Here is a 20,770-nt window from a genome sequence, read left to right as displayed (position 1 = left end):
TTCCCCAGTGCCAAACCGCATAATCGAACGAACTCGGAATTGCGAACTTGGGATATCAAGTGCTTCGCGATGTATCTCTGCCCAAGCGCCACCGAATCGATCGATTTGCGTGATTCAGCAAAATTGCGCGCCGATGCCAGTCCAAGCGCTGACGGGGTACAGGAACCAGCGCAAAACTGTCGCGCCCCACAATAGTTGCGAACTCTCCTTGAGCTAACTCGATTTTCCGCGAATAGATTCCTGAAAAACTGGTCCAATTTTCCGGCTGAATGTGTGGCAGTCCGAGGCGTGCCGCTTCCACTTTCGCTGCGATTTGAAACTCCTCTTTCCTGAGGCGATCTGCGACTGCTCGTATCAGCTGGCCGTTCTGATCAAGCGCGTAGCCTTCGCTTCGCAGCCAAGCCCTCCGGATGTTTACCGATTTTCGTAGCTCGGCCGCGAATGGACCTGCTGCGCCATCCAACACATCAGCGTTCATCCGATCCAGCCACGTCTCTGCTTGTCGTTCAACAAGCGCTCCAATCGGCAGCCAGGAGCGAACATCGACGACGAGGCCGTGCTTTCTCGCATCGGCCTGCAACGCACGTTCCTGGAAGTCTGCTGGGACTACCCAGGTGCCATCCGTATTCCGCTGCACAACACCAAGCCGCCTCAGCGCCTCCAGCCGACGTTTGTGAGCAAGCCGGTACGCCGGCGAACTCGATGGATCCGCGGCCCCATGCAACTCGTCCGAGTACACCCCACCGTTACGCTCCGCGATCGCTGCTATCGTCCGGTCCGCCGGCTTCGGCTCGATTGGTTTCCGCCAAACCGAAACAATCCCGCCAGGCTTCGGCAATTGAGCCGCTTCTTGCTCTGTCATCTCGATTGACCAGACCCGTCCGTCGAGCGCTTCGATCAGCGCCGTCGTGCCGTTCCGCAATTCGTCACCCGGCAAGGTGGCGGCAAGGCGCCCCAGCACTTCGCCAGCAGAGCCCAATTCACGGGGTAGGGCATACAGACGTGACGCATCGATATTGCGACCCTCGAGGTTGGCGAGTGACCGAATGATGTCCCCACGTCTGCCCAGTGCCCGCAGCGTATCCTGCCAACCATCTTGCATGGCCCAGCTGCCATTCTTGTGTCGTGCTGCAAGATCGAGCGTCCGAAGGAACCGAAGTCGGCGATTAACGACCGCGCCATCGAACCTCGACAATCCGCCCCGTTGAGTCTCCGGCGTGTAACGTCCATCCGCCAGCGACCGTGCAATGTCATGATCGATCGCAGTCAGCGCCTCGCGCTCGGCCTCGTTCGACCTCGCCGCCGCCATTTCCCGAAGCCGCCTCTGGCCAAGTTCGAGCGTCACCAGCTCCTGCGCCCGCGCCCGAAATCCCTGCGTGATGTATTTGCGGTCGATCAGCAGTTCGCCATTCCGCGTGTTCCCACCGCGGATCACGATATGCACATGCGGCTGCGCGGTGTCGTGATGATTGGCCGCGACCCAATCGAGCCGGCGGCCGAGATCCTTCTCGACCTGGCTCATGAACTCCCGCGTGAACCGCGTCAGATCCTTCATCTGATCTGCGTCTTCCGGCGAGACGATCAGCCTGAACTGCCGCCTGTCCTCATCAGCCCGATCATTGAACGCCTTTGCATCCGCTTCATCCACGCTCCGGTCATAGAGCTTTCCGCGCTCACCCTCGCGCCCGGCACCTTCCCGGCGGATGTAGGCGACATGCTTTGCAAAGCTCGCCGCGCCGCTTGGACCTGCCCGCGCAATATGCACCTTCACAATGACGCGCCGGGTCCGCTGGTTGGACCAGTGCCGTGCGAGCGCGGCCTGTACTTTTCCACGCCCCGCGTGACGCACCGCTCCCGGTGCCAGAGACTTGCGGCCGCGCGTTCCAAGCCGCCCCTTCGCGACGACACGTTTCAGCCGCTTCAGCTGGGTCTTTACCTTGCCCTGCGACCTGATCTTTCCAAGGCGCGGAACGAAGTCGAAATCGTCGCTCACGGCTCCAAGCGTGCAGCGGATTGCAAATCCGTGCACCCGGCTTCCGGCGCCGGGTCACATGAAAAAGGATGTGCAGACAATGGGTTATGTGTCGCTGGGTGACACTCCCTTAATCTTGCCCTCCGGGACACAGAAGCCATTCCCGTCCCGCTATCTATCGCTTTGACGGTCGCCTGATCCTCAGCCGACCGGTTGCCATAAGTCCATATGGACCTGGCGACGCCAATGATGCGCGCGCCGTCCTGAACGCCGAAGTATCGTCCATCGACTGACAGGGGATGAGAGTTGAGCAGGAAAACGTCGCCGGCTTTGAGGGTCTGACAGCCCTGCCAGACGGGAAGGGCGCTGCCGGACTCGGTTACTTTGAGCGCATCAACAGATGTGATCCCGTTGATGGAGACCTGCGTATCGCATCTGCAAATCTCGTCACCGGATAGGCCCGCAACATGCTTCAACAAGGGCCAGTCGGAGCCAACAATTCCCTCATCGTTCAGCCAATGTCGAACCTCATCCGAGGGCGCAAACGCTACCAGATCGCCTGTCGAAATTCGCGCCGACCGGTCAACAAAGTAAAGGCCCTTGGGCATGCTTTCCGTCCGGTTCCAGATGAAGTCGGACCGGTTGATAATGCTGGCGGAGACCATGAGGCCTAGCCCGCATCCCATGCCTAACAACGCGATTCTACGACTCATCGCGAAGGCCTGTCCCCATGAACCTACGTCCATTGGTGTAAGCGATGATGTCCTTGCCGCGATACCAGACCTTGGCGCCGATCTTGTGATAAACCGGGCCTGTTCCCAGCGAACGCATATTGACCAGGGTCTTCGGTTTGAGGCCGAGATGGTCAGCGGTTTCATCCGTGTTCATCCATTCGGTCGGGGTTGGGAGGTTTGATTTGGGTCGAAGCTCCTCTCCACTTCTATTTGTCTCTGTCATAGCGTTGCTTCTCCTTTCCTCTACGCAACTCGAAGCCCTGACAGACTGCCAACTCATCCTCAGATTAAGAGTGTCTAACTTGCACCACACGCTCGCGACACCCTTGAATCCCCAAAGAACCCTCACGTTAGAATGCAGCGCTGATAGGCGTATCAGCACCTTCGTTGCAGACCCTTTCGGCATGAAAGAAGACCGCTCCGGAGGTGTCTCCGGAGCGGCTTGGCAAGGCTGTGATCTACCCTAGTCGCGCGCGTTCCAGAGAATGACGTGCCGGCCTTTCTTGCCCTTGACCGGGGCGAGGTTTGCGAAAATCCGACGCGGTCCGATCTGCGGGTCTGCCAGCGTCAGCGAGACATAGTCGCGTCCCGATGCCTTCGACTTGCGCATCCAGCCGCCGCCGATTTCGGTCGAGGTTTCACCGGCATAGATGCGGTAGTCCGGATGTCCTTCTTCGGTCTTTTCTGCATTCTTCTCGATGCGGATTGCGGCAGAGAGGTTCATCATTGCGAGGGTGCCTTCAAAGCCGGACTTGGTCTCGCTGACATATCCGAGTGCGTTTGCCATAGGGGTCTCCTTTTCTTTCCTTGGCGTGTCTCCCGGGGACCCCTTGTCCCCGTCGACGCCGGACCGCCCGGACGGGGGCTGAGCGGCTAGAACCCGATAGGGGCGAAGCGCATGCGGAGCACCGCCTGGGGCGATGAAATTTGCTGCGCGAGGAGCCGCAAAGCGGCGGGGAAATTTCTTCGCCGCAGGCGGTTTTATGGCCGCTCAGTCCGCGTCCAGGTCTTCAAGGCAAAGACGGAAACAAGGGGTCAGTGACACGCTTTTCGGGAAGAAATCAGACCCCTCATCACACGCGTCTCGATTGTCCATCGAGACCTCAAGACGCGCGATTTTTTTTGAAGGCATTTTCATGGGTCGCCCAGGTATCGGAGCCACAATCCCCAGCCTCAGAAAGCGGAAAGCCGCCCGGTGACAGGCACCGGGCGGCTCCTCAAGCTGGCTGAACAGGAGACGATTATTCAGGCAGCGTCCTGATGCTCAGGCGTCTCATCGGACGCGTTTTCCGCCCCCGCTTCGAACAGGCTCGCAATCCGTGTCCACGCATCGGCGGGCGGTGATCCGGCCCCGTCGACAAGGCGGGTCGGTGGCACCTGCATCCAGCCCGGTCGCCAGTCAGGATTGGCCTCGCAACCCTCCCCGCTGATCCGGTTCGCAAGCTCCTGTTTCTGCGCCTTGCCCGTCTCGGCGCGGCACGATTCCGCGAGCGACAGGGTCGCAATATCTCCGATCATCGCATTGATGGCGCGCTTGTCCTTCGTGAGATCGAAGAACACATCGTCGGGCTTCCACGCCGCCGAAAGGTCGGTGCCGCAGACATGCAGGACGGCTTCGACAATGCCATTCCCGGCCTCGAGCGCCCGGGCCATGACACTTGCCAGAACCGTCAGGACTTCCTCGTCTGACATGGCGAGAAGCGCCGAGAAAAGCTCGCACAAACGGTAGTCGTCGCCATTCCGGCGAAGCGCGGGACTGACGTTAAGGGCCTTGAACAGGGCATCCGCCTGCGCCGTCGCTTCGACAAGGGCCGCCACAGATGTCGAGCCTTCCACGCTCGCCTGCGTCTCATCCTTGCGGGTACGCAGCTCGAAAGGCCGGACATCCCACAGCGCGCTGCCAGCCATGGCATGCGCGACCATCAGGCGGAGGGCAATTGCGGGCGACGTGGCAAGGCTCGCCTGTGCGGCGGCATGGCGGTGAAGCAGGATATATTCCGCAAGCGGGCCGGACATTTCAGGGCGGATGGCGGCGGCAACAGCATCACTTTCTCCCTTCGCAGCGCGCTCACGCTTGCGGGCCTCGACTGAGCTGATCTGCCCCTCATGGAAGGTCGTCGTGCCGTCATGCCGGATTTCGATGAAGACCTTGCCGCCATCCTGCTTGGCGCACTGGACATGGTCCCAGCGATGGAAATACGCCCCGCGTTCGAGGCAGATCACATCGCTCCAGCCGTCTGCCTTATAGGCCTCGACCCGCTCGGCAATCGTGGCGGATTGTGCCTGCCAGAACTGATCCGCATCCGCAAAGACGCCATGCTCGCCAAAGAGGTCGGCAGTGACCTGTCCTTCATAGGCATCAAGATCGAACAAGGCCTTGTCGGTGGTGATCGTGGTCCCGCCCGTTATCCATGCCTTGCACGACCGGCCCATCGGGGCGCGTTCGGTTTCGCTCTCGAAGAGGCGAAGCCATTCGGCCTGCTGGTCGGGCGTGGCGAGCGTCAGCGCGCGGATCGTTTCACGGTCCAGCTCGTCCTCGGCGTAGAGCTTGCGGATCGGCTCGGCGAGCGAAGCAAGCGCGAGCACACGCCGCACCATAAGCTCGGTCACGCCGAAGAAGGCGGCGATATCCTCCACTGCCTTGCCTTCCTCATGCAGCCGTTTGAACGCTTCATATTGCTCCATTTCTGTCGCTGGCAGGCGTCCGACATTCTCGATGACGGAGGCGGCAATCGCGGACGCCGCATCCTTCTCGGTCATGATCGCGCAGGGGACCAGCGGCGTCTCGCCTGTCTCCTTGGCTATTTCTTTCAACGCGAAGAAGCGGCGGCGTCCGGCGATGACGCCATAATACTTGCCCTCGCGGCGGACCAGCAAAGTCTGCCGCAAACCGCTCTCGCGGATTGATGGCAGGATGTCGGACACGTCCGGTTTCTTTCGTCCATGACGCATATTGAGTTTTGAAATCCGAAGCTCGTCGAGCGGGATGTGTCTAAGGTCGGGCTGTGCCATGGGGGTCTCCTTTTCTGGCGGGTGAAGCGAGAGACCCAGCGCCCATGCAGGGCCTCTCCAGTTGATCTTGGTGAAGGGAAAGCCCTCGCTGTCGCGGCAGGCTTCTGGGTCGGTCTCGCCCCAGTCATAGTCGCGGATCGTGATCAGGGGCGCGCGGCCCTCGACCCAGATTTCGGCGACCTGGGCCTCGGCAATGACGAGCGTCATGCGCGGCCTTGGGCCAAGCAATTCAGTGACGGTGCGGGCAACGCTCATGTCGAAGCCCAGCCCGTCACGGTCGCAGCAAGCCGGGCCGCAGCGGCGCGGCCTGCGTCCAGCGCCTCGGATAACAGCTCGTTCGCAACAGTGGTGAGGTAGCAATTGTCCGTGCCGGGATAATTCCACTCGACGCCCCAGAGGCTGGCGGCGTGGTGATCCAGTTCGATTCCGTCGCGCTCGACCGAAAGCACGATCCCGCAATAGAACCACTCGCCCTTGCGCCATGCTTCCATCACGGCTTCGGCCTTGGCCTGCGCCTCGGCGAAGCGCTGGCGGAATCCGTTTCCCGGCCCAATAAAACCGGGCGCGTCCTTGTAGAGCGAGGGCCAGAATCCGTCCTGCCGCTGGTCCGGCGCGTCGGGGCAATCGTCGGCAACAATCCGGGCCGTGACCGTGAAGCCCTCGGCTTCGCAGCTGATCGTATCGCCTTCGCAGGCGTAGGTGTTGAAGTGCTGGGTGAAGGTCATGGCGTTCAACGCGTCCAGAAAACGTGAACGTCTTCGAACCCTGTCTCGAACACCATGATGTCGCCATTCAGCTCCATGTCGCGGGCGAGCGCTGACCAGTCGATATAGTATTCGAGGGCTGCGGGGATTTCCGTCCCGGTGTCGCGGTGGAGTTCTTCGGCGAAGTCTGCCCGGCTCGAAAAGCAGCCTGCGTAATCGTCGAAAGCCGCCACGGCCTGCTCAAGGTCGTCGCCAAAATGGCGATGGACCAGCGCGCCGAGCCTGCCATGTTCGGCAATAAAATCGGCCAGATTACAGACTGTCCCGAAGCTCGCATATTCGGAAAGCTGCGCGCCTTCGAAGCCTTCATAGTCATGGATCGCCCACTCTTCGGCGTCCGGCAGCGGCGACGTCACCAACATGGCGCGAACCTCGGCCATCACCTCATCAGGTGTCGTCGCGTCGATCCAGCGCCCGTGCAGGCAGCCATTATTGTAGGCGGCAAGGCAGGCCACATAGATACGGGGCCGGTCTGGAGATGTGGGTGCAGCGTCTGCCGCAAGGGGGGCTGAAGGTTGCGGTGTGGTCATGGCGTCAGTCTCGTCTCCCCGCCCAAATGTCCCTCCCGCATCAGGCGGGGGTGGGCGGCGAGAAGGCCGGCAGGCCGGACCCATTAGCCGGTTGCGCAAGGCGGAAAGGTAGGACGCTGAGACCACTTCCAGACGCCTTCAGCCCCGTCGCCTTGCGCAAGCGGCGGGTCCGGGCAGACCGGTCGTCCGCCCACCTTCGTCTGATTGGGGGACTGTCCTGGACGCCGGGCGGACGGTTGCAGGCCGCGGGACGCGCCAACCGAGCCGAATCCCGCAAGACAGACTATATGAGCCTACACATCCGCACCTATCGCGAGCAGGACCGCGACGCTGTGATTGCGCTATGGGAACGCTGCGCCCTGACGCGGCCGTGGAACGATCCGTCGGCCGATATCGATCTGTGTGTGCGTAGCCGCGAAGCGACGCTGATGGTGGGTTACAGGGAGGATGATCTGATCGCGTCAGTTATGGTCGGGCATGACGGGCACCGGGGATGGATCTACTATCTCGCCGTCGAACCGGAGCGACAGGGTCATGGTCATGGCCGCGAAATGATGGCCGAAGCCGAGCTGTGGCTCGCAAGCCGGAATGTCGGAAAAGTCCAGTTGATGGTCCGCATCGGCAATGCCGATGCCGAAGCCTTCTACGGGGCGCTCGGTTATGAAGCCCAGGATGTGACCGTATTCGGGAAATGGCTGAACGACCCGAACACCCCCTGAGCCAGCGGCCTCATAATGCTCATGCAGGCCGAGCAGCCTCCGACCCCTCTGCTTGTCAGTGGGAAGTATCCGTCTTCGTCAAGTCCGGCTTGGAACCCAGTTTCGGCTATCGCGAAGCAGACTGTTCGCCAGGACGATAAGCTTTCTCATTATGGCTGTGATGGCCAGTTTTGGCGCTTTTCCGGTGGCGACCATCATCTGGTATTTCGCGCTGAATTCCGGATTATGCTTTATGCTAACGAGGGTGGGCATATAGAGCGCCTGTCGCAAATGTGCTCTTCCACCTTGTATGTATCGCTTGCCTCGAAACGTGCCGCTGTCCCGAGCGATCGGAGCAAGTCCTGCAAGACTGGCGGCCGCCTTGTGATCGATGAAGCCGAGTTCGGGCATCTCGGTCAGAAGCATGATCGCGGTTGTTTCTCCAATGCCAGGAATAGTCTGTAGAATGTCGAATCTGGCTTTCAGGAATTCATCATCACGGACCAGCAAACGAAGAGCCGCGTCGATTGCTTTCATGTGACGGTCGATCTGCTCAATCCTTTCCCGTGCCTGGCGCCGCAACAAGGGAGCTATCCGGGCGGAAGACCGGTTGGACGCGCGTGTCCTGTCTTTCACCAGAGCGCGCCGAGCCGATTGTAGCTCTTTCATTTCATTGAACTTGATCGTTCTGTCGCTGACGCGGCGCACAGAAATCATCGCCCCGTATTTTGCGATAAGCCCGGCATCGATCGTGTCTGTTTTCGCCGACACACCCAATGCGTCCGCAAATCGTCGAGCCTGCCGTGGATTGACCTTGCCGAGAGGTATTTCGGCTTTCAGGAAGAACTTCTCGAAGGCAAGATGATACTGCCCGGTCGGTTCATAGAGTAGCTGTTCAAGATGACATCCTGCCATCCAGGTCAGCAATTGCCTGAATCCTTTTTTATCATTCGGGACAGTTATGGTCCTGCCCTCAGGATACATGTGCGCATCCAGAGTGCTCTTTGAAATATCGACGCCGATATGCTGGCGAACTGGTTCGATGGACATTCCAGATCCTTTGCTTGTCGTACGGGCCTAGATGCCCTCGTATCCGTTCAGGTCGCATGGAAATGAAGAGGACGATCAAACTTCCCAACGGCACTTACTCAGCCAGCGCAGGCACGATCCGTTCCTCTACGCCGGCGGGGAAATTGCGCAGTCCCCACCAGCGGTTCTTTTCTAACCAGAAGACCAGGAATCTCTAAGACAAGCGCAGGCTGGCGCGATCACCGGCGAGACACCCGCATGCCGCTGGGCTGCCCGGAAGGGCAGACCAGAGGTCCGGAGACGAGCCGGGCCGCTGGCGGCGTGCCGCCCGCGAAACAGCCCCCTCGCGTCAGCGAGGGGTGATCGCCGGATCAAGGTCTGATGCCAAATTGGATCTGCTCAGGTCTGTGCAGTCAGGAGGTCCCTGTATCCGCCATCCCGGAGTTCACGTCCTCGCACGAGGGCGCGGCGCATTTTCGTCTTTCATGGCCCGGCTGGGGCTCTGCCAGGCTTCGGTGGCGCGATCCTCGCCATAGATGATGGCAGCGGTTTCAAAATAAGTTAGACCGGTCTCATGCGCATCGAGCGCAATGAGCGCATTGCGAAACGCAAGCGATGAGCGTGTCCAGGTGTCGTTGAAACTCGGATCGTCCTTGCCAAGAATACGCTGAGCCTTGCCGATGACTTTAAGTGTTTCGTCCATGCTCGACACATTATCGATGATCAGTTTCATGCGGACGGGTTCGACGCTGAGTAGTGACAGACCAGAACAAGCGACTTGGATGCTGTGGCCGTGCCCACGGATCATCAGGTATTCCCGGCCGACGCGATCTGTGAGGTGGGTGACTTCACACACATTGATCGTCTGATCGAAAATATCGTCGCGCTCGCTCGGATGACGCGGTACGACCTGCATGGTCAGGGCGCGAGCATAGAGGGCAGGGATCCAGAAGACGTCGGCCTCGTAGCCATTCGCGTCTATGTCGGGAAAAAAAACCAAGCCGAATTTCTCAGCGTCGATCTGGTCGCATAGCGGCCGGAGCAGCCGGATGCCGTGACAGGCTGGCTTTTCAGATATCTGTGAGTCGCCAGCCCGCAGGGCGGCTTGCCTGAATTCGCTATTTCGCCGAAGAAATTCCCAAGCCCAGCGACTTCTGGAGAGTCGGCAAGTATAGGCGTAGTCATCCAGATCAATACGGACCGAGGGTGTGTCGGCGGGACTCATCAGGTGCCTCCTTCACAAGCGGGTGCTGCAAAAGAGGTGCCAAAATTCTACTTCAGGCTAAAAGAAGCGCGTTTTCGACGGGTCCGAGAAGCGTTGCATAACCGCCGTCCCGCAGGTCACGGCCGCGGGCAAGGGCACGTCTCATCTCGTCTTTCATCGCTCGGCTTGGGCTGTGCCAAGCTTCGCGGGCCCGTTCTTCGCCATATATAAACCGCGCCGTCTCAAAATATGAGAGTTGGGCATCATGACAATCGAGTGCGACCAGTGCATTGCGAAGGGCCAAGGAATGGCGAGTCCATTCCGGGATATCCGCCTCTGCTTGCGGGTCATAGACACGCTGGGCGCGCTGGAGCGTTTTCAGCTTGGCCTGGAATTCGTCGAGACTGTCGATGATGAAGCTAAGCTTGACAGGTTCGCGGGCGAGAAGTGACATGCCCGTGCAGAACACCTGAATGACGCAGCCATTTCCCTTGAGAAGAAATTGTTCGCGGCCGGCGAGGTCGGTGAAGTGCGTTATCCTGCAGATGCCAACAGTGCGATCATAGAATTCACAGGATTCATTAGGACCACTCGGAGAAACTTGCATGTGAACCCGCCTCGGATAGAGACCTCCCGACCAGAACGCGTCGGCTTCAAGGCCGCTATCCTCTGGATCCGGGAAGAAGGCGAGCCCCCATCGCTCAGCAAGCGCCTGAGGGGCTCTAGGGCGCACGAGGGTGATCTGATGGCAGGCGGGAGCGAAACTAAGCTCACTCGCGGAAGGAAGCGACGAGTCCTCAAGAAACCGGCGGTTTCGGCGCAGGAACTCCCAGGCCCATCTGCTGTCTGACAACAACCATGTGTAGTCATAAGCACTTATATGATCTGCCAGCCGGGACATTTGTCCTCGTTTCCCAAGAGAGATTCAACTCAACAGGGAAAGCAAATTCAATGCCGGAATAGAAAGTTGATCGAGTAAATATTTGTTACGGTAACGCTTGGGAACCCATCATGCGAGGCCCAGTGACGCTGCGCGCGCACCATTTTGAGAATTTTACGCACTTGTTTCATTCCGGGTTTGGGGCATCATCCTGACTGATGCTTATCAGCATGCGCATCGCGCAGAATATCGATTCCACCATATACCGCAATCGCCGCGACTCCCAATCCGACAAGCAGATCTGGCCAGTTGGACCCAGTCCACAGTACGATTACGCCCGCGAGAATGATCCCCCCATTCGAGATGAAGTCATTGAAACTAAATGTTGTAGCGGCTCGCAGGTTTACATCCTTCTTTTCTATTTTTTTCAAAAGCCAGAGACAGATCAGATTTACAACACCTGCAATCGCGGCCATTGCCAGCATGATGAGACCGAGGGGTTCAGATCCTTCAAAGTATCGACGGATTGCGTCGCCGGCGACGCCGACGGCAAATACAAGAAGCATTCCACCTGACAGTCGAGCGGCGTTGCGTTTCCAGATCTGCGAACGTGTAAGTGCAAGCAGGCTCAAGCCATACACAATCGCGTCCGAGGAATTATCCAGCCCGTTCGCCAGGAGGGCATTGGAGTCGCCGAACCAGCCTGTGACAAAAAAGCCAATGGCTATGAGTATGTTTAGCCATAGTACGATTTGAAGAGTTCGGCGCTCGTCTGACGTCTCGATTTTCAAGTCTTCGCTACCCATCCTATGATTTTACCATGCGTTGTCGGTGAGGGGAGATGCACCGTAAGAATTTTATCGAAGCGTCTCCGTTAGAAAGCTTTGTATTGCGAGCGTATTGAGGATAGCTGGAGTAGCGGTAGGGCCCTGTGGTGGCAAGTGTGCCCTTGGCTCCTGGTGTCTCGTCGAAACCGAACCGGAAATCTGCGCGCCAAACCACCATATTCGCGATGATGAGAGGGGCAAACCCGAGGCCGAATATCGCCCAGCAGGGTACGGGAGCGGTTGCCCTACCTGAAGCCCCAATCGACAGCGCCGCTCCGAAATTCGTGATCGTACCCTTCCAGATGATTGGTGCCACGAAACGCGAATAACGCTGCGGGAGCCAAATTCTCTGCGCGGGGAAGGCTGCAGACCAAATAGGAATCACAGCAACTGCGCCACCTGTGGCAATGCCGAGTATCTGGATTGTCGTATCACCACTCATGTTGCCTCCTGCGCTTGTGTTTTCAGCCGTCAGGGTTATTTCCTGCAGTCTACAGTAACTAGAGGGGCAAGGGGCGCTATCATGGCCTTGATGACGATCGGAAAACTGTCAGGGGCGACGGCCGTAAAAGTCACGACAATCCGCTATTATGAATCCATTGGCCTGCTCGACGAGCCGCAACGCAGCGCAAGCGGACAGCGGTTGTACGCAGGGGCCTCTGTAGAGCGTCTCCGTTTTATACGTCATGCAAGGGATCTGGGGTTTCCCGTCTCAGCGGTAAGGGAACTGATTTCGCTGCAGGTAGAGCCAGGCAGGGAGTGCGTCCTGGTTGACCAGATTGCACGTCGCCAGCTTGACGAGGTTCGCCGCAGGCTGACCCAATTGGAGGCGCTCGAGGCCGAGCTCAAGCGCATGATCCGCGCCTGCGAAGGCGGCAAGATCGGGACCTGCTCTGTACTCGCTGCCCTTGGCCAGCACGAGAATTGCTTGCACGAACAGCATGATGGCGCCGAGGTGCTTGCAGGGCTTCCGTCAAAAGGCGCTTGACCCTCCAGTGACTGGAGGTGCTAAAAAGAGAGTGAGCCTGTTTACCCGATCATAAAAGAAAGTAGCTAGCCCAGCAATCATGTTTCCGTTCCAAGTCATAACGTGTTTACGAAGGTTGCTCGTCATGGTGATGGCGATAGCTTTTGTTATTGCGCCGATGACGGCTGCGGCGGATATCATGCATCCGGGCGATCAGGCCGCAGAGGAATGTTCTACGAGTGAGCTGGCCCAAGATGCCCCTGATAAGGAGCCATCGCATGAAGGTCATGACCATACCGCGCATCAGTGCGGAAGCTGTCATTTCCATCTGATAGGCGGCGGCGATCTAAGCGGCGCTCCGAAGTCTGTCGTGCAGACAAAACATTTGTTGCCTGGCGGTTCTTTTCTCGAGAACCTCCGCCCAGACGGTCTTTACCGTCCTCCTCGCGCCTAGACCAACGACACAGGAATATTTTGCGTGGCTACGGCCTCGCTGTCGTTGAATCTGGACGAGGAAACCAGCAAAAATGAAAATTCTTATATGCAGCGCGATCACCGCGCTCGCCCTGCCGGTCATGGCCGGTACGGCCTATGCGCAAGGGTGTAGTTCTGTCTATGTCGGCGCGACTGACTATGATCAATCCCGACCACTGACGCTCGACGCGGCTATTGCTCGCGCCGCCAATGCTTCGCCTGAAGTTCTGACGGCGGCTCTCGAGGCGAAAGCTTCATCGGCCGACGCCGATCAGGCGAGCCGTTGGCTTAATCCATCTCTGTCTGTCGAAACCGAGAACTTTGCCGGCAGCGGATCGCTTGAAGGCTTCAATGCCTACGAGACGACCCTGGTAGTGGCGCAGACCTTACAGCTTGGCGATAAACGAAGACTTTCCGAGCGGGCCGCCAGAGCTGAAGCCGCATTGGCGAGTGCCGAATGTTCTGTACGAAGCCTGGAAGCTCAGAAACTCGCAGGGGAACTCTATCTGGAACTTCGTGCCGCTTACGACATGGCCGAGGTCGCTCAGGCCTCAGCCGATCTCGCATCCGAGTTCTCTGGCGTCGTCCAGCGTCGCGTGGACGCTGGAGCGTCGGCTCCGCCTGAGTTGCTGCGCGCGCGGGCTGAAGCAGCAGCGCTTCAGGCGGTTGCGGATGGTGCGCGGGGCCAGGTCGAAGCCAAAGGGCTAGCGCTTGCGTCCGTTTGGGGTAGTCCAGAGATCGACTTTGTCTTGTCTGGCACTGCGGAAATCGTAACAGATCCGGCGGGTGGGTCGGCTCAACCAGATTCTGGCGTTCATCCGTCACTTGCGGCGGCTAAGGCCGGAGCGACGGCTCGTAGCGCGGCGACGGACCGGGCCCGCGCCGGCGCATGGCCTGATATAACCGTATCGGCTGGTGTCCGAAGATTTGAGGACACGGGCGATAGCGCGTTTCTGGCGGGTGTCAGTGTTCCTTTGCCGGTCTTTGACCGCAATCAGGACGCAACGCGGGCGGCGGGATTACGTACCCAGAGTGCCGAGCTATCAGCACAGACTGTTGAGGCAAGGTTGCGGGCCGAGCAAGCGAGCCTCGCCGCGCAGGTGCGGGCTGCGAAGTCTCGCTTGCAGCGTCTCGAGGGCGAAGCGCTGCCGCTCGCAGAAGAAGCCTATACAGCTGCGGCAGAGGGCTACCGGGTTGGCAAGTTCGACCTGACCGCCACGCTCGACGCGCGGCGCAGTCTGATTGAAACCCGCGCCGCCGTAATCGATGCCCGGCTGGCGCTCCAGACATACACGCTGCGGTTGCGTGCGCTGATTGGCGCCGCGCCGTTCGAAGGAGAGATCCAATGAAACTGAATTTATTCTATGCGGCGCTGCTTTCGCCAGCGCTTTTGTATCTTAGTGCTTGCGGCAATGACGCCTCCGATTCGTCTGGTGCAAACCGGACGCCCCCACAAGCCGAAGATGGCCATGACGACCACGAAGACGGTAGTGATGAGGAGCATGAAAGCCATGATGATGCCGATGGCGGCGATCATGTCGAGCTGACCGCCGAAGAGGCGGAAGCTGCCGGTATCCGGACCGGGCGAGCCCAGACCGGAGCGGTTTCGGGCCAGCTGGAACTGCCGGCCGAGATCCGTTTCGATGCGGACCGTGTCGCAAGGGTCTCGCCACAGGTCGAGGGCACCGTTGCCCAACTTTATGCAGGCGAAGGCGATATCGTGAAAGCCGGCGCCACGCTTGCCCGGCTGACCAGTCGTGAACTCGCCGGCCTAAAGGCCGATTATCTGAATGCCCTGAGCGCCGAGCGCCTCGCGCAAGCCGAGCTTGAGCGTGAGGAAAACCTCTGGGAGCAGAAAATCACCGCCGAGGCCGATCTGCAGTCGGCGCGTGCGGCATTCGCCGCAGCCAATGCCGGCCGGGAAGCTGCTGAAAACAGGCTTCATGCGATCGGCATTGGTCATGGCACACTGGACAAGCTTAATGAGGCTGCGGACGGGTCGCTTGCACAAGCCTATGTGACGGCTCCCCTTGCCGGAGAGGTGATTCAGCGGAGCGTTTCTCTTGGAGAAACCGTATCGGCTGGCGGCGCGCCCATCTTTGTCATCATCGATGATAGCGTCGTCTGGGCCGACATCGCCGTCTACAAGGAAGATCTCGGCAAGGTCAGCGAAGGCCAGACCGTGACCTTCCAGCAGGAAGATGGCCGCGTCCTGGCCGAAGGGACAATTTCAAATGTCCTGCCTGTCATCAATGAGGCATCCCGCACCGCGACCGCGCGGGTCATTGTCGACAATGCCGAACACAGGCTGAAGCCCGGTCAGTTCGTAACGGCGCGGATCGACACGGGAGAGGGGCGCCCCGTCGTGCGCGTTCCCTCCGATGCGATTGTCAGTGTTGAAGACAGGATGTCGGTCTTCGTCCCGACGGATGACGGGTTCGAACCGCGCGAGGTCCGGACAGGAGAGAGTGCAGGCAGCTATACCGAGATCATTTCCGGGCTCGAGGCCGACGAAGCATTCGTTGCCGAGGGCGCCTTCACCCTGAAAGCGCAGCTTGAAAAAGACGCTTTCGGCGACGGCCACGCACACTAGGAGACCCGCAAAATGATCAATTTGATGCACCGCCTTGCGGGTGGCCGGCTGCTTGCCGCCATTGCCGCACTCGCCCTGTCGATCGGGGGGCTGTTTGCCTTTCGCAGCCTGCCTGTCGACGCTTTTCCCGATCCCTCACCTTCTCTGGTCCAAGTCTTCACCGAAACTGAAGGCCTGTCGCCCGAAGAGGTCGAACGCTATGTCACCTATCCGATCGAGACGGCCATGTCCGGCCTCCCCAAGGTCGACGAGATCCGCTCGACATCCAATTTTGGCCTGTCTGTCATCAATATCTATTTCGAGGACGGCACGGACGTCTATTTTGCCCGCCAGGTCGTCGGTGAGCGCCTCGGCGAGGCCGCCGACGCCATTCCCGACGGTTTCGGCACACCCAAGATGGGGCCGATTTCGACCGGCCTTGGTATCATCATGTACTATCGGCTCGTCGATGAGACCGGCGAGCGGTCGCTGGTTGAGCTGCGCGAGATTGCCGACTGGATGATCAAGTATCCGCTCCAGTCGGTTGAAGGGGTGACGGAGGTTCTGTCACTAGGGGGGTTCGAGAAGCAGTACCAGGTCCGCCTCGATCCCGATCAGCTGACATCCTATGACCTCAGCGTCGGCGAGGTGATTGCCGCCCTGGAGAGCGCCAATCGGACGGCCGGCGCGCAATTCATCGAAATTGGCGCCGAACAGTACACGGTGCGCGGGGTCGGGCTCGCTCGATCTCTCGATGATCTGCGTGAAACGCCGGTCAAGACCGTGGATGGACGAACCGTCCGCGTCAACGACCTCGGTGAAGTCGCCATCGGCGGCGGCGTCCGGCAGGGGCTCGCAACTGCCAATGGCGAAGGGGAGACCGTCGCCGGTCTCGTCCTGAAACTTTATGGCACAAACACGTCTGAGGTGATCGAGAACGCGCAAGCGCGCTTCGACGAGATCAACCAGTCGCTTCCGGATGGCGTCAAAGCCGTTCCGTATTATGATCAGGGCACGCTGGTGAAAAAGGCGGCTGCGACCGTGACGACCGCGCTCTGGCAGGGCGCGCTCCTGGTCGCCGTCATCGTCTTCCTGTTCCTCGGCGGCTGGCGTCCAAGCCTCGTGGTTGTCATGGCCATACCCTTCTCGGTCGGCTTTGCCTTCATCGCGATGAAATTCCTCGGCATCGGGGCCAATCTGATGACGCTGGGCGGGGTGGCGATCGCCATCGGGATGATGGTCGACGGCGCCATCGTCATCGCCGAGAACGTGGATCGCGGCTTGCGCGAACGACGCGAGGGTGAAGATAGCCGCACGACGGTCGCGCGAGCGAGCGCCGAAGTGATCGCGCCGCTGATTGCTGCCGTCCTCGTGGTGATCATTGTCTTCCTGCCGCTCTTTTCGCTACAGGGCACTGAAGGCAAGACGTTTCGGCCGCTCGCCGCTTCTGCCGCGCTCGCCATGACAGGGTCGCTGATCTATGCCGCGCTCATCGCTCCGGCGATGGCGCTCGGCCTCATGCGTCCGCCCAAGAGCAATAGCCAGGAGAGCGACAGCCGGCTTGTTTCGCTGATCAAGCCGCTTGCGGCCTTCTTCGTCCGGCGACGTCTCGCGGCGGTCGGGCTAGCAGGCGTCCTGCTTCTGGTTGGGGGCCTCTCAGCGACACGCCTTGGCTCGGAGTTCACGCCTGCGCTGGAGGAAGGCGATGTCCTGTTGCGTGTGACGATGGCGCCGTCCATCTCGCTAACCGAAGCAAAGGAAACGTCGACCCGCATCGAGACAAGACTGCTTGAAGCCTTCCCCGAGATCAGTTCCATTGTCAGCCGGATCGGCCGTGGGGAAGTCGGCGCGCATGCCGACCCGGTGAACAGTATCGAGGCCTTCGTGGCGCTCAAACCCCGAAGCGAATGGCGCAATGGCATCAGCCCGGATGAACTCCGGGCGTCGATCTCCGAGAATCTCGGCGGCTTTCCAGGCGTCAGGGTTAATGTCGGCCAGCCAATCGCCATGTCGGTTGATGAGCTCCTGACCGGCACAAAGGCGCAGCTGGCGGTCAAGATCTTCGGTCCGGATACGGAGGTCCTGCTCGAAGGCTCGCAGGACTTGCAGTCCATTCTTCAGGAAATTCCTGGGGCGACCGACGTCCAGGCCGATCAGATCACCGGCGCGCCGCAGCTTGTGGTCTCGCTCAACCGTCCTGCGCTCGGCCGGTATGGACTGAGCGTGGAGGAGGCGCTCGATGCCTTGCGTTCCGGCGTCGGCGGGGCAGAGGCTGGTGCCGTTTTTGAGGGAGTGCGCCAGTTTCCCGTCATCGTGCGCTATGCCGAAGAGGACCGCAACACGCCCGCGGCCATCGGACGGATTATTCTGGAATCGTCCAGCGGCGCACGGGTTCCACTCGAAAGCGTGGCAAACATCAGGGAGATTGTCGGTCCACGTCAGATCACGCGCGAGAATGGTGAGCGATTCATCACCGTTCAGCTCAATGTGAGAGGACGCGATATTGGCAGCTATGTCGCTGATGCGCAGCAATCGGTCGCCAGCCAGCTCGACCTGCCGGCTGGTTATCGCGTCGAATGGGGCGGACAGTTCGAACTCCAGCAGGAAGCGAATGCGCGGTTCGCGGTCGTGATCCCGATCACGCTCGGTATCGTATTCCTGATCCTGCTATTGACGTTCGGGCGCATGAAATCGGCCATCCTGATCCTGCTCAACATTCCGCTGGCGCTGACCGGCGGGGCGATGGCGCTCTGGATTGCAGGCCTGCCGATCTCGGTGCCTGCGACGGTCGGCTTTATTGCCCTGTTCGGTATCGCGCTCGGCAATGGCATGGTGCTGGTCAGTTTCATGGATGATTTTGCCAGGGAGGGCCGTGGTCGCGATGAACTTGCCGTCGAGGCGGCAGGCTTGCGGGCACGTCCTGTGCTGATGACCGCCCTTACGACGGCGCTCGGCCTTGCGCCGCTGCTCTTCGCAAGTGGTGTCGGTGCTGAAGTGCAGCGGCCACTGGCCACGGTGGTCATGGGCGGGCTGGTCTCCTCGACCGTGCTAACTTTGCTGGTGCTACCCGCCCTTCACCGCTGGTTCGCACCAAAGCCCGACGCGCACCATTCCTTGTTGGAGGCCGAGCATGTTCATCCATCGTGAACTTCGCTTCGCGGTCATGTCCGTTTCTCTCGCAGCCCTGGCCGGCTGCGAGAGTCTCGACAACGTGATGGGGGCCCTTTCAAGTGAGCAGGCGGCCAAGGTGCAGGAGGAATGCGGCCTGATACCACCAAAGAGCCGCGCAAAAAACGCGGTACACGCGCGGCGACGCGCGTATCTCGAGTGCAAGCGCAAGGTGCTGGAAGAGCAGGCCGATCCTGAGCCACGCACATGATCATGACGATCTTGATCCCGCGAGCGATGATCGTCGGGTCTCCATTGCCATCTGGTCAATAAGACTGTCATACGGATCACTGATCCGCCCGCCGTTGGTGGCTGGACGATCGTTATTCTTGGCGGTGTTGCGCTGGTCATTGCAGAGCTTACAGCCCTCCTGATCTATTCGGTGCAGAATGGGAGCGTGAATATCCGGGCGCTCCTCCTTCACAATCTGTCCGACGCACTCGCATCTGTAGCCGTGGTTGCGGGCGACGCGCTCATCCTCATCTATGACTGAATACTGTTCGATCCGTTCGTGACGATCGGTATCGCGGTAACATTCTCTGCCTGTCGTTCCGCGAAATCGGCGGGCCGATCCACATGTTGTGGCTAGGCAGTCCGCCGGACATTGACATCGGTACCGTCATTGAGGCGATGCGGAGCGGTGATGGTGTCGTGGATGTCCATCATTTGCATCTCCGGCAGATGCAGGAGCCCCTTTTGTCAGCTATCTTCGAACAGTTTGTCGGTGAGTGCGCAATCGGGTGTTTCAGCGCCGGTGCAACCAGCCATGATCTCGCCGAGCCGTCGATCCATCTGCTTCAGATCGGCGATGCGTTTACGGATATCGCCCCGATGTGCTTCTGCCAGCGCCCTGACCTCCGCGCAGCTCGGCCTGCCATCATTGATGCCAAGTAGCGAGCGTACATCTTCCACGGAGAAGCCGAGGCTGCGGGCTCGCAATATGAAACGCAGTCGTACCTGATCTTCATTCGAATACAGCCGGTGGCCACTTGCCGTGCGGGCTGGTTCGGGCAGCAATTCGATCTTTTCATAATAGCGGATCGTTTCAAGATTGCAGCCGAGCCGCCCGGCCAGTTCAGCCCGTTTGAGTGCTGCTCGCGGCGATGTGATGGCCATGATGAAATACCCACTTGTGTCTGTACCAACTACAGAGCGTAACGTGATCATGATCAATAAAGCAATGGGAACAGCTGGTCATGGCAGGTACGGAAAACAGCCCAGCAAATGAGCGTCGCTCAAGGTGGCTTGTTGCCGGTGGCATGCTGGGGGCATTCCTTGCATCATCCTGCTGCATCGTGCCGCTTGTGCTGATCAGTCTCGGTGTTTCCGGAGCGTGGATTGGCCAGTTGACGGCGCTGGAACCCTACAAGCCCCTTTTTCTTCTGGTCGCGATCGGATTTCTCGCGGCTGGGTTCTGGGATGTCTATTTTCGAAAAACCAGTGTCTGCGAGGATGGTAGCTATTGCGCCCGTTTGCAGTCGTCAGTCGTCAAGCAGGTCGCCCTGTGGAGCGGCGCGCTTGTCGTGCTGGCGGCCTTGACCATCGATGTATGGGCACCGTTATTTTACTAGCCAGGGAGACAAGTATGAAACGCACATGGATGATCGCCGGACTGGCAGGTCTGGCACTCGCGGGGGGGCTCGCAGTCGCCGGCGCGCAGAATGCTCCGGATGCCTCGGTGGAGGTCGAACAGGCGACAGCCCGTTTTACGATCGGAAACATGACCTGCGCGACATGTCCGATTGCTGTCAGGAAAGCGATGATGCGTGTCGAGGGCGTTAAATCTGTCGATATCGATTATGCGGCCAGGATCGCAGAAGTGGTTTACGATACGGCGGCGACAACGCCTGAGCTGATCGCTGCGGCTTCAACCGATGTAGGATACCCGGCAAGCGTTACGGACGGTTGAACACGCNGCATCTGGAATATCCTGATGAGG

General features: G+C 59.6%; 22 protein-coding genes and 1 pseudogene. 11 read left to right on the top strand and 12 right to left on the bottom strand.

The window, feature by feature from the left end; genetic code table 11:
• Positions 1-55: 55 nt before the first annotated feature.
• From B2P82_RS14075 to B2P82_RS14045, 7 genes are all read right to left on the bottom strand, one after another.
• Complete coding sequence (locus B2P82_RS14075) at positions 56-1,993, bottom strand: DUF3363 domain-containing protein (protein WP_290497587.1); 1,938 nt, start codon at positions 1,991-1,993, stop codon at positions 56-58.
• Positions 1,990-2,685 (bottom strand): S26 family signal peptidase, encoded by a 696-nt coding sequence (locus B2P82_RS14070; RefSeq protein WP_290497586.1) that lies wholly within the window; start codon positions 2,683-2,685, stop codon positions 1,990-1,992. The genes B2P82_RS14075 and B2P82_RS14070 overlap by 4 nt, the downstream gene beginning before the upstream one ends.
• Positions 2,675-2,929: a helix-turn-helix transcriptional regulator gene (locus B2P82_RS14065; RefSeq protein ID WP_013301514.1), complete on the bottom strand. Its 255-nt coding sequence runs from the start codon at positions 2,927-2,929 to the stop codon at positions 2,675-2,677. Before B2P82_RS14065 ends, B2P82_RS14070 begins: the two co-directional genes overlap by 11 nt.
• Before the next feature lie 240 nt (positions 2,930-3,169).
• Entirely contained in the window at positions 3,170-3,493 is a 324-nt protein-coding gene (locus tag B2P82_RS14060) for a DUF736 domain-containing protein (RefSeq protein WP_013301513.1), read from the bottom strand.
• Positions 3,494-3,951: 458 nt separating this feature from the next.
• The gene (locus B2P82_RS14055) at positions 3,952-5,973 is read right to left on the bottom strand and encodes a ParB/RepB/Spo0J family partition protein (protein ID WP_290497584.1); all 2,022 of its coding nucleotides are present in this window, start codon (positions 5,971-5,973) and stop codon (positions 3,952-3,954) included.
• Positions 5,970-6,443 (bottom strand): hypothetical protein, encoded by a 474-nt coding sequence (locus tag B2P82_RS14050; RefSeq protein ID WP_290497582.1) that lies wholly within the window; start codon positions 6,441-6,443, stop codon positions 5,970-5,972. Before B2P82_RS14050 ends, B2P82_RS14055 begins: the two co-directional genes overlap by 4 nt.
• A 5-nt stretch (positions 6,444-6,448) precedes the next feature.
• Positions 6,449-7,012, bottom strand: coding sequence for an antirestriction protein ArdA (locus tag B2P82_RS14045; RefSeq protein WP_084391400.1), 564 nt, complete (start codon positions 7,010-7,012; stop codon positions 6,449-6,451).
• Positions 7,013-7,299: 287 nt separating this feature from the next.
• Between B2P82_RS14045 and B2P82_RS14040 the strand changes: the two genes are divergently transcribed.
• The gene (locus B2P82_RS14040) at positions 7,300-7,731 is read left to right on the top strand and encodes a GNAT family acetyltransferase (RefSeq protein ID WP_084397230.1); all 432 of its coding nucleotides are present in this window, start codon (positions 7,300-7,302) and stop codon (positions 7,729-7,731) included.
• A gap of 78 nt (positions 7,732-7,809) precedes the next feature.
• On the opposite strand, the gene B2P82_RS14035 is transcribed toward B2P82_RS14040, so the two are convergent.
• The 4 genes from B2P82_RS14035 to B2P82_RS14020 form a co-directional block, all read right to left on the bottom strand.
• Complete coding sequence (locus B2P82_RS14035; protein WP_084396263.1) at positions 7,810-8,760, bottom strand: IS110 family RNA-guided transposase; 951 nt, start codon at positions 8,758-8,760, stop codon at positions 7,810-7,812.
• A gap of 424 nt (positions 8,761-9,184) precedes the next feature.
• Positions 9,185-9,964 carry a transcriptional regulator domain-containing protein gene (locus B2P82_RS14030; protein WP_290497577.1) on the bottom strand — a complete coding sequence of 260 codons (780 nt, stop codon included), beginning with the start codon at positions 9,962-9,964 and terminating at the stop codon, positions 9,185-9,187.
• A gap of 52 nt (positions 9,965-10,016) precedes the next feature.
• Positions 10,017-10,844, bottom strand: a complete 828-nt coding sequence (locus tag B2P82_RS14025; protein ID WP_084399035.1) for a DNA -binding domain-containing protein — start codon at positions 10,842-10,844, stop codon at positions 10,017-10,019.
• 185 nt (positions 10,845-11,029) lie between these two features.
• Positions 11,030-11,629: a cation efflux transmembrane domain-containing protein gene (locus B2P82_RS14020; RefSeq protein ID WP_013301506.1), complete on the bottom strand. Its 600-nt coding sequence runs from the start codon at positions 11,627-11,629 to the stop codon at positions 11,030-11,032.
• A gap of 137 nt (positions 11,630-11,766) precedes the next feature.
• Between B2P82_RS14020 and B2P82_RS14015 the strand changes: the two genes are divergently transcribed.
• The 8 genes and pseudogenes from B2P82_RS14015 to B2P82_RS16995 form a co-directional block, all read left to right on the top strand.
• Entirely contained in the window at positions 11,767-11,979 is a 213-nt protein-coding gene (locus B2P82_RS14015; RefSeq protein WP_290497575.1) for a hypothetical protein, read from the top strand.
• Between the two features lie 194 nt (positions 11,980-12,173).
• A complete protein-coding gene (locus B2P82_RS14010; RefSeq protein WP_119405131.1) occupies positions 12,174-12,638 on the top strand; it encodes a MerR family transcriptional regulator in 465 nt (154 codons plus the stop codon).
• Positions 12,639-12,717: 79 nt separating this feature from the next.
• Positions 12,718-13,071 carry a DUF2946 family protein gene (locus B2P82_RS17075; RefSeq protein WP_411710428.1) on the top strand — a complete coding sequence of 118 codons (354 nt, stop codon included), beginning with the start codon at positions 12,718-12,720 and terminating at the stop codon, positions 13,069-13,071.
• A 73-nt stretch (positions 13,072-13,144) separates the two neighbouring features.
• A complete protein-coding gene (locus B2P82_RS14005) occupies positions 13,145-14,440 on the top strand; it encodes a TolC family protein (protein ID WP_034798621.1) in 1,296 nt (431 codons plus the stop codon).
• Positions 14,437-15,684 (top strand): efflux RND transporter periplasmic adaptor subunit, encoded by a 1,248-nt coding sequence (locus B2P82_RS14000; protein ID WP_084399038.1) that lies wholly within the window; start codon positions 14,437-14,439, stop codon positions 15,682-15,684. The genes B2P82_RS14005 and B2P82_RS14000 overlap by 4 nt, the downstream gene beginning before the upstream one ends.
• Before the next feature lie 12 nt (positions 15,685-15,696).
• Positions 15,697-18,810 (top strand): efflux RND transporter permease subunit, encoded by a 3,114-nt coding sequence (locus B2P82_RS13995; protein WP_119405127.1) that lies wholly within the window; start codon positions 15,697-15,699, stop codon positions 18,808-18,810.
• Positions 18,794-19,042, top strand: coding sequence for a hypothetical protein (locus B2P82_RS13990; protein ID WP_119405126.1), 249 nt, complete (start codon positions 18,794-18,796; stop codon positions 19,040-19,042). Before B2P82_RS13995 ends, B2P82_RS13990 begins: the two co-directional genes overlap by 17 nt.
• A 72-nt stretch (positions 19,043-19,114) precedes the next feature.
• Positions 19,115-19,521 (top strand): annotated as a pseudogene (locus B2P82_RS16995) (cation efflux transmembrane domain-containing protein); the annotation flags it as partial.
• Positions 19,522-19,530: 9 nt separating this feature from the next.
• Here the strand turns inward: B2P82_RS16995 and B2P82_RS13985 are convergent.
• Positions 19,531-19,947: a MerR family transcriptional regulator gene (locus tag B2P82_RS13985; RefSeq protein ID WP_034798637.1), complete on the bottom strand. Its 417-nt coding sequence runs from the start codon at positions 19,945-19,947 to the stop codon at positions 19,531-19,533.
• Between the two features lie 80 nt (positions 19,948-20,027).
• Between B2P82_RS13985 and B2P82_RS13980 the strand changes: the two genes are divergently transcribed.
• Both B2P82_RS13980 and B2P82_RS13975 read left to right on the top strand, forming a co-directional pair.
• Positions 20,028-20,402 carry a mercuric transporter MerT family protein gene (locus B2P82_RS13980; protein ID WP_034813607.1) on the top strand — a complete coding sequence of 125 codons (375 nt, stop codon included), beginning with the start codon at positions 20,028-20,030 and terminating at the stop codon, positions 20,400-20,402.
• A gap of 14 nt (positions 20,403-20,416) precedes the next feature.
• Positions 20,417-20,740 (top strand): heavy-metal-associated domain-containing protein, encoded by a 324-nt coding sequence (locus tag B2P82_RS13975; RefSeq protein WP_290497572.1) that lies wholly within the window; start codon positions 20,417-20,419, stop codon positions 20,738-20,740.
• Positions 20,741-20,770 lie beyond the last annotated feature (30 nt).

The organism is Hyphomonas sp. UBA4494, from assembly GCF_002388935.1.
In the GTDB taxonomy this organism is placed as follows: domain Bacteria; phylum Pseudomonadota; class Alphaproteobacteria; order Caulobacterales; family Hyphomonadaceae; genus Hyphomonas.
This window is presented reverse-complemented; position numbering and strand designations above follow the sequence as displayed.

What these genes read in the sequence shown, in the direction of transcription:
- B2P82_RS14070 (WP_290497586.1), bottom strand. Translation starts at nt 2,685, where the DNA reads ATGAGTCGTAGAATCGCGTTGTTAGGCATGGGATGCGGGCTAGGCCTC.
- B2P82_RS14065 (WP_013301514.1), bottom strand. Translation starts at nt 2,929, where the DNA reads ATGACAGAGACAAATAGAAGTGGAGAGGAGCTTCGACCCAAATCAAAC.
- B2P82_RS14060 (WP_013301513.1), bottom strand. Translation starts at nt 3,493, where the DNA reads ATGGCAAACGCACTCGGATATGTCAGCGAGACCAAGTCCGGCTTTGAA.
- B2P82_RS14055 (WP_290497584.1), bottom strand. Translation starts at nt 5,973, where the DNA reads ATGAGCGTTGCCCGCACCGTCACTGAATTGCTTGGCCCAAGGCCGCGC.
- B2P82_RS14050 (WP_290497582.1), bottom strand. Translation starts at nt 6,443, where the DNA reads ATGACCTTCACCCAGCACTTCAACACCTACGCCTGCGAAGGCGATACG.
- B2P82_RS14045 (WP_084391400.1), bottom strand. Translation starts at nt 7,012, where the DNA reads ATGACCACACCGCAACCTTCAGCCCCCCTTGCGGCAGACGCTGCACCC.
- B2P82_RS14040 (WP_084397230.1), top strand. Translation starts at nt 7,300, where the DNA reads ATGAGCCTACACATCCGCACCTATCGCGAGCAGGACCGCGACGCTGTG.
- B2P82_RS14035 (WP_084396263.1), bottom strand. Translation starts at nt 8,760, where the DNA reads ATGTCCATCGAACCAGTTCGCCAGCATATCGGCGTCGATATTTCAAAG.
- B2P82_RS14030 (WP_290497577.1), bottom strand. Translation starts at nt 9,964, where the DNA reads ATGAGTCCCGCCGACACACCCTCGGTCCGTATTGATCTGGATGACTAC.
- B2P82_RS14025 (WP_084399035.1), bottom strand. Translation starts at nt 10,844, where the DNA reads ATGTCCCGGCTGGCAGATCATATAAGTGCTTATGACTACACATGGTTG.
- B2P82_RS14020 (WP_013301506.1), bottom strand. Translation starts at nt 11,629, where the DNA reads ATGGGTAGCGAAGACTTGAAAATCGAGACGTCAGACGAGCGCCGAACT.
- B2P82_RS14010 (WP_119405131.1), top strand. Translation starts at nt 12,174, where the DNA reads ATGGCCTTGATGACGATCGGAAAACTGTCAGGGGCGACGGCCGTAAAA.
- B2P82_RS17075 (WP_411710428.1), top strand. Translation starts at nt 12,718, where the DNA reads ATGTTTCCGTTCCAAGTCATAACGTGTTTACGAAGGTTGCTCGTCATG.
- B2P82_RS14005 (WP_034798621.1), top strand. Translation starts at nt 13,145, where the DNA reads ATGAAAATTCTTATATGCAGCGCGATCACCGCGCTCGCCCTGCCGGTC.
- B2P82_RS14000 (WP_084399038.1), top strand. Translation starts at nt 14,437, where the DNA reads ATGAAACTGAATTTATTCTATGCGGCGCTGCTTTCGCCAGCGCTTTTG.
- B2P82_RS13995 (WP_119405127.1), top strand. Translation starts at nt 15,697, where the DNA reads ATGATCAATTTGATGCACCGCCTTGCGGGTGGCCGGCTGCTTGCCGCC.
- B2P82_RS13990 (WP_119405126.1), top strand. Translation starts at nt 18,794, where the DNA reads ATGTTCATCCATCGTGAACTTCGCTTCGCGGTCATGTCCGTTTCTCTC.
- B2P82_RS13985 (WP_034798637.1), bottom strand. Translation starts at nt 19,947, where the DNA reads ATGGCCATCACATCGCCGCGAGCAGCACTCAAACGGGCTGAACTGGCC.
- B2P82_RS13980 (WP_034813607.1), top strand. Translation starts at nt 20,028, where the DNA reads ATGGCAGGTACGGAAAACAGCCCAGCAAATGAGCGTCGCTCAAGGTGG.
- B2P82_RS13975 (WP_290497572.1), top strand. Translation starts at nt 20,417, where the DNA reads ATGAAACGCACATGGATGATCGCCGGACTGGCAGGTCTGGCACTCGCG.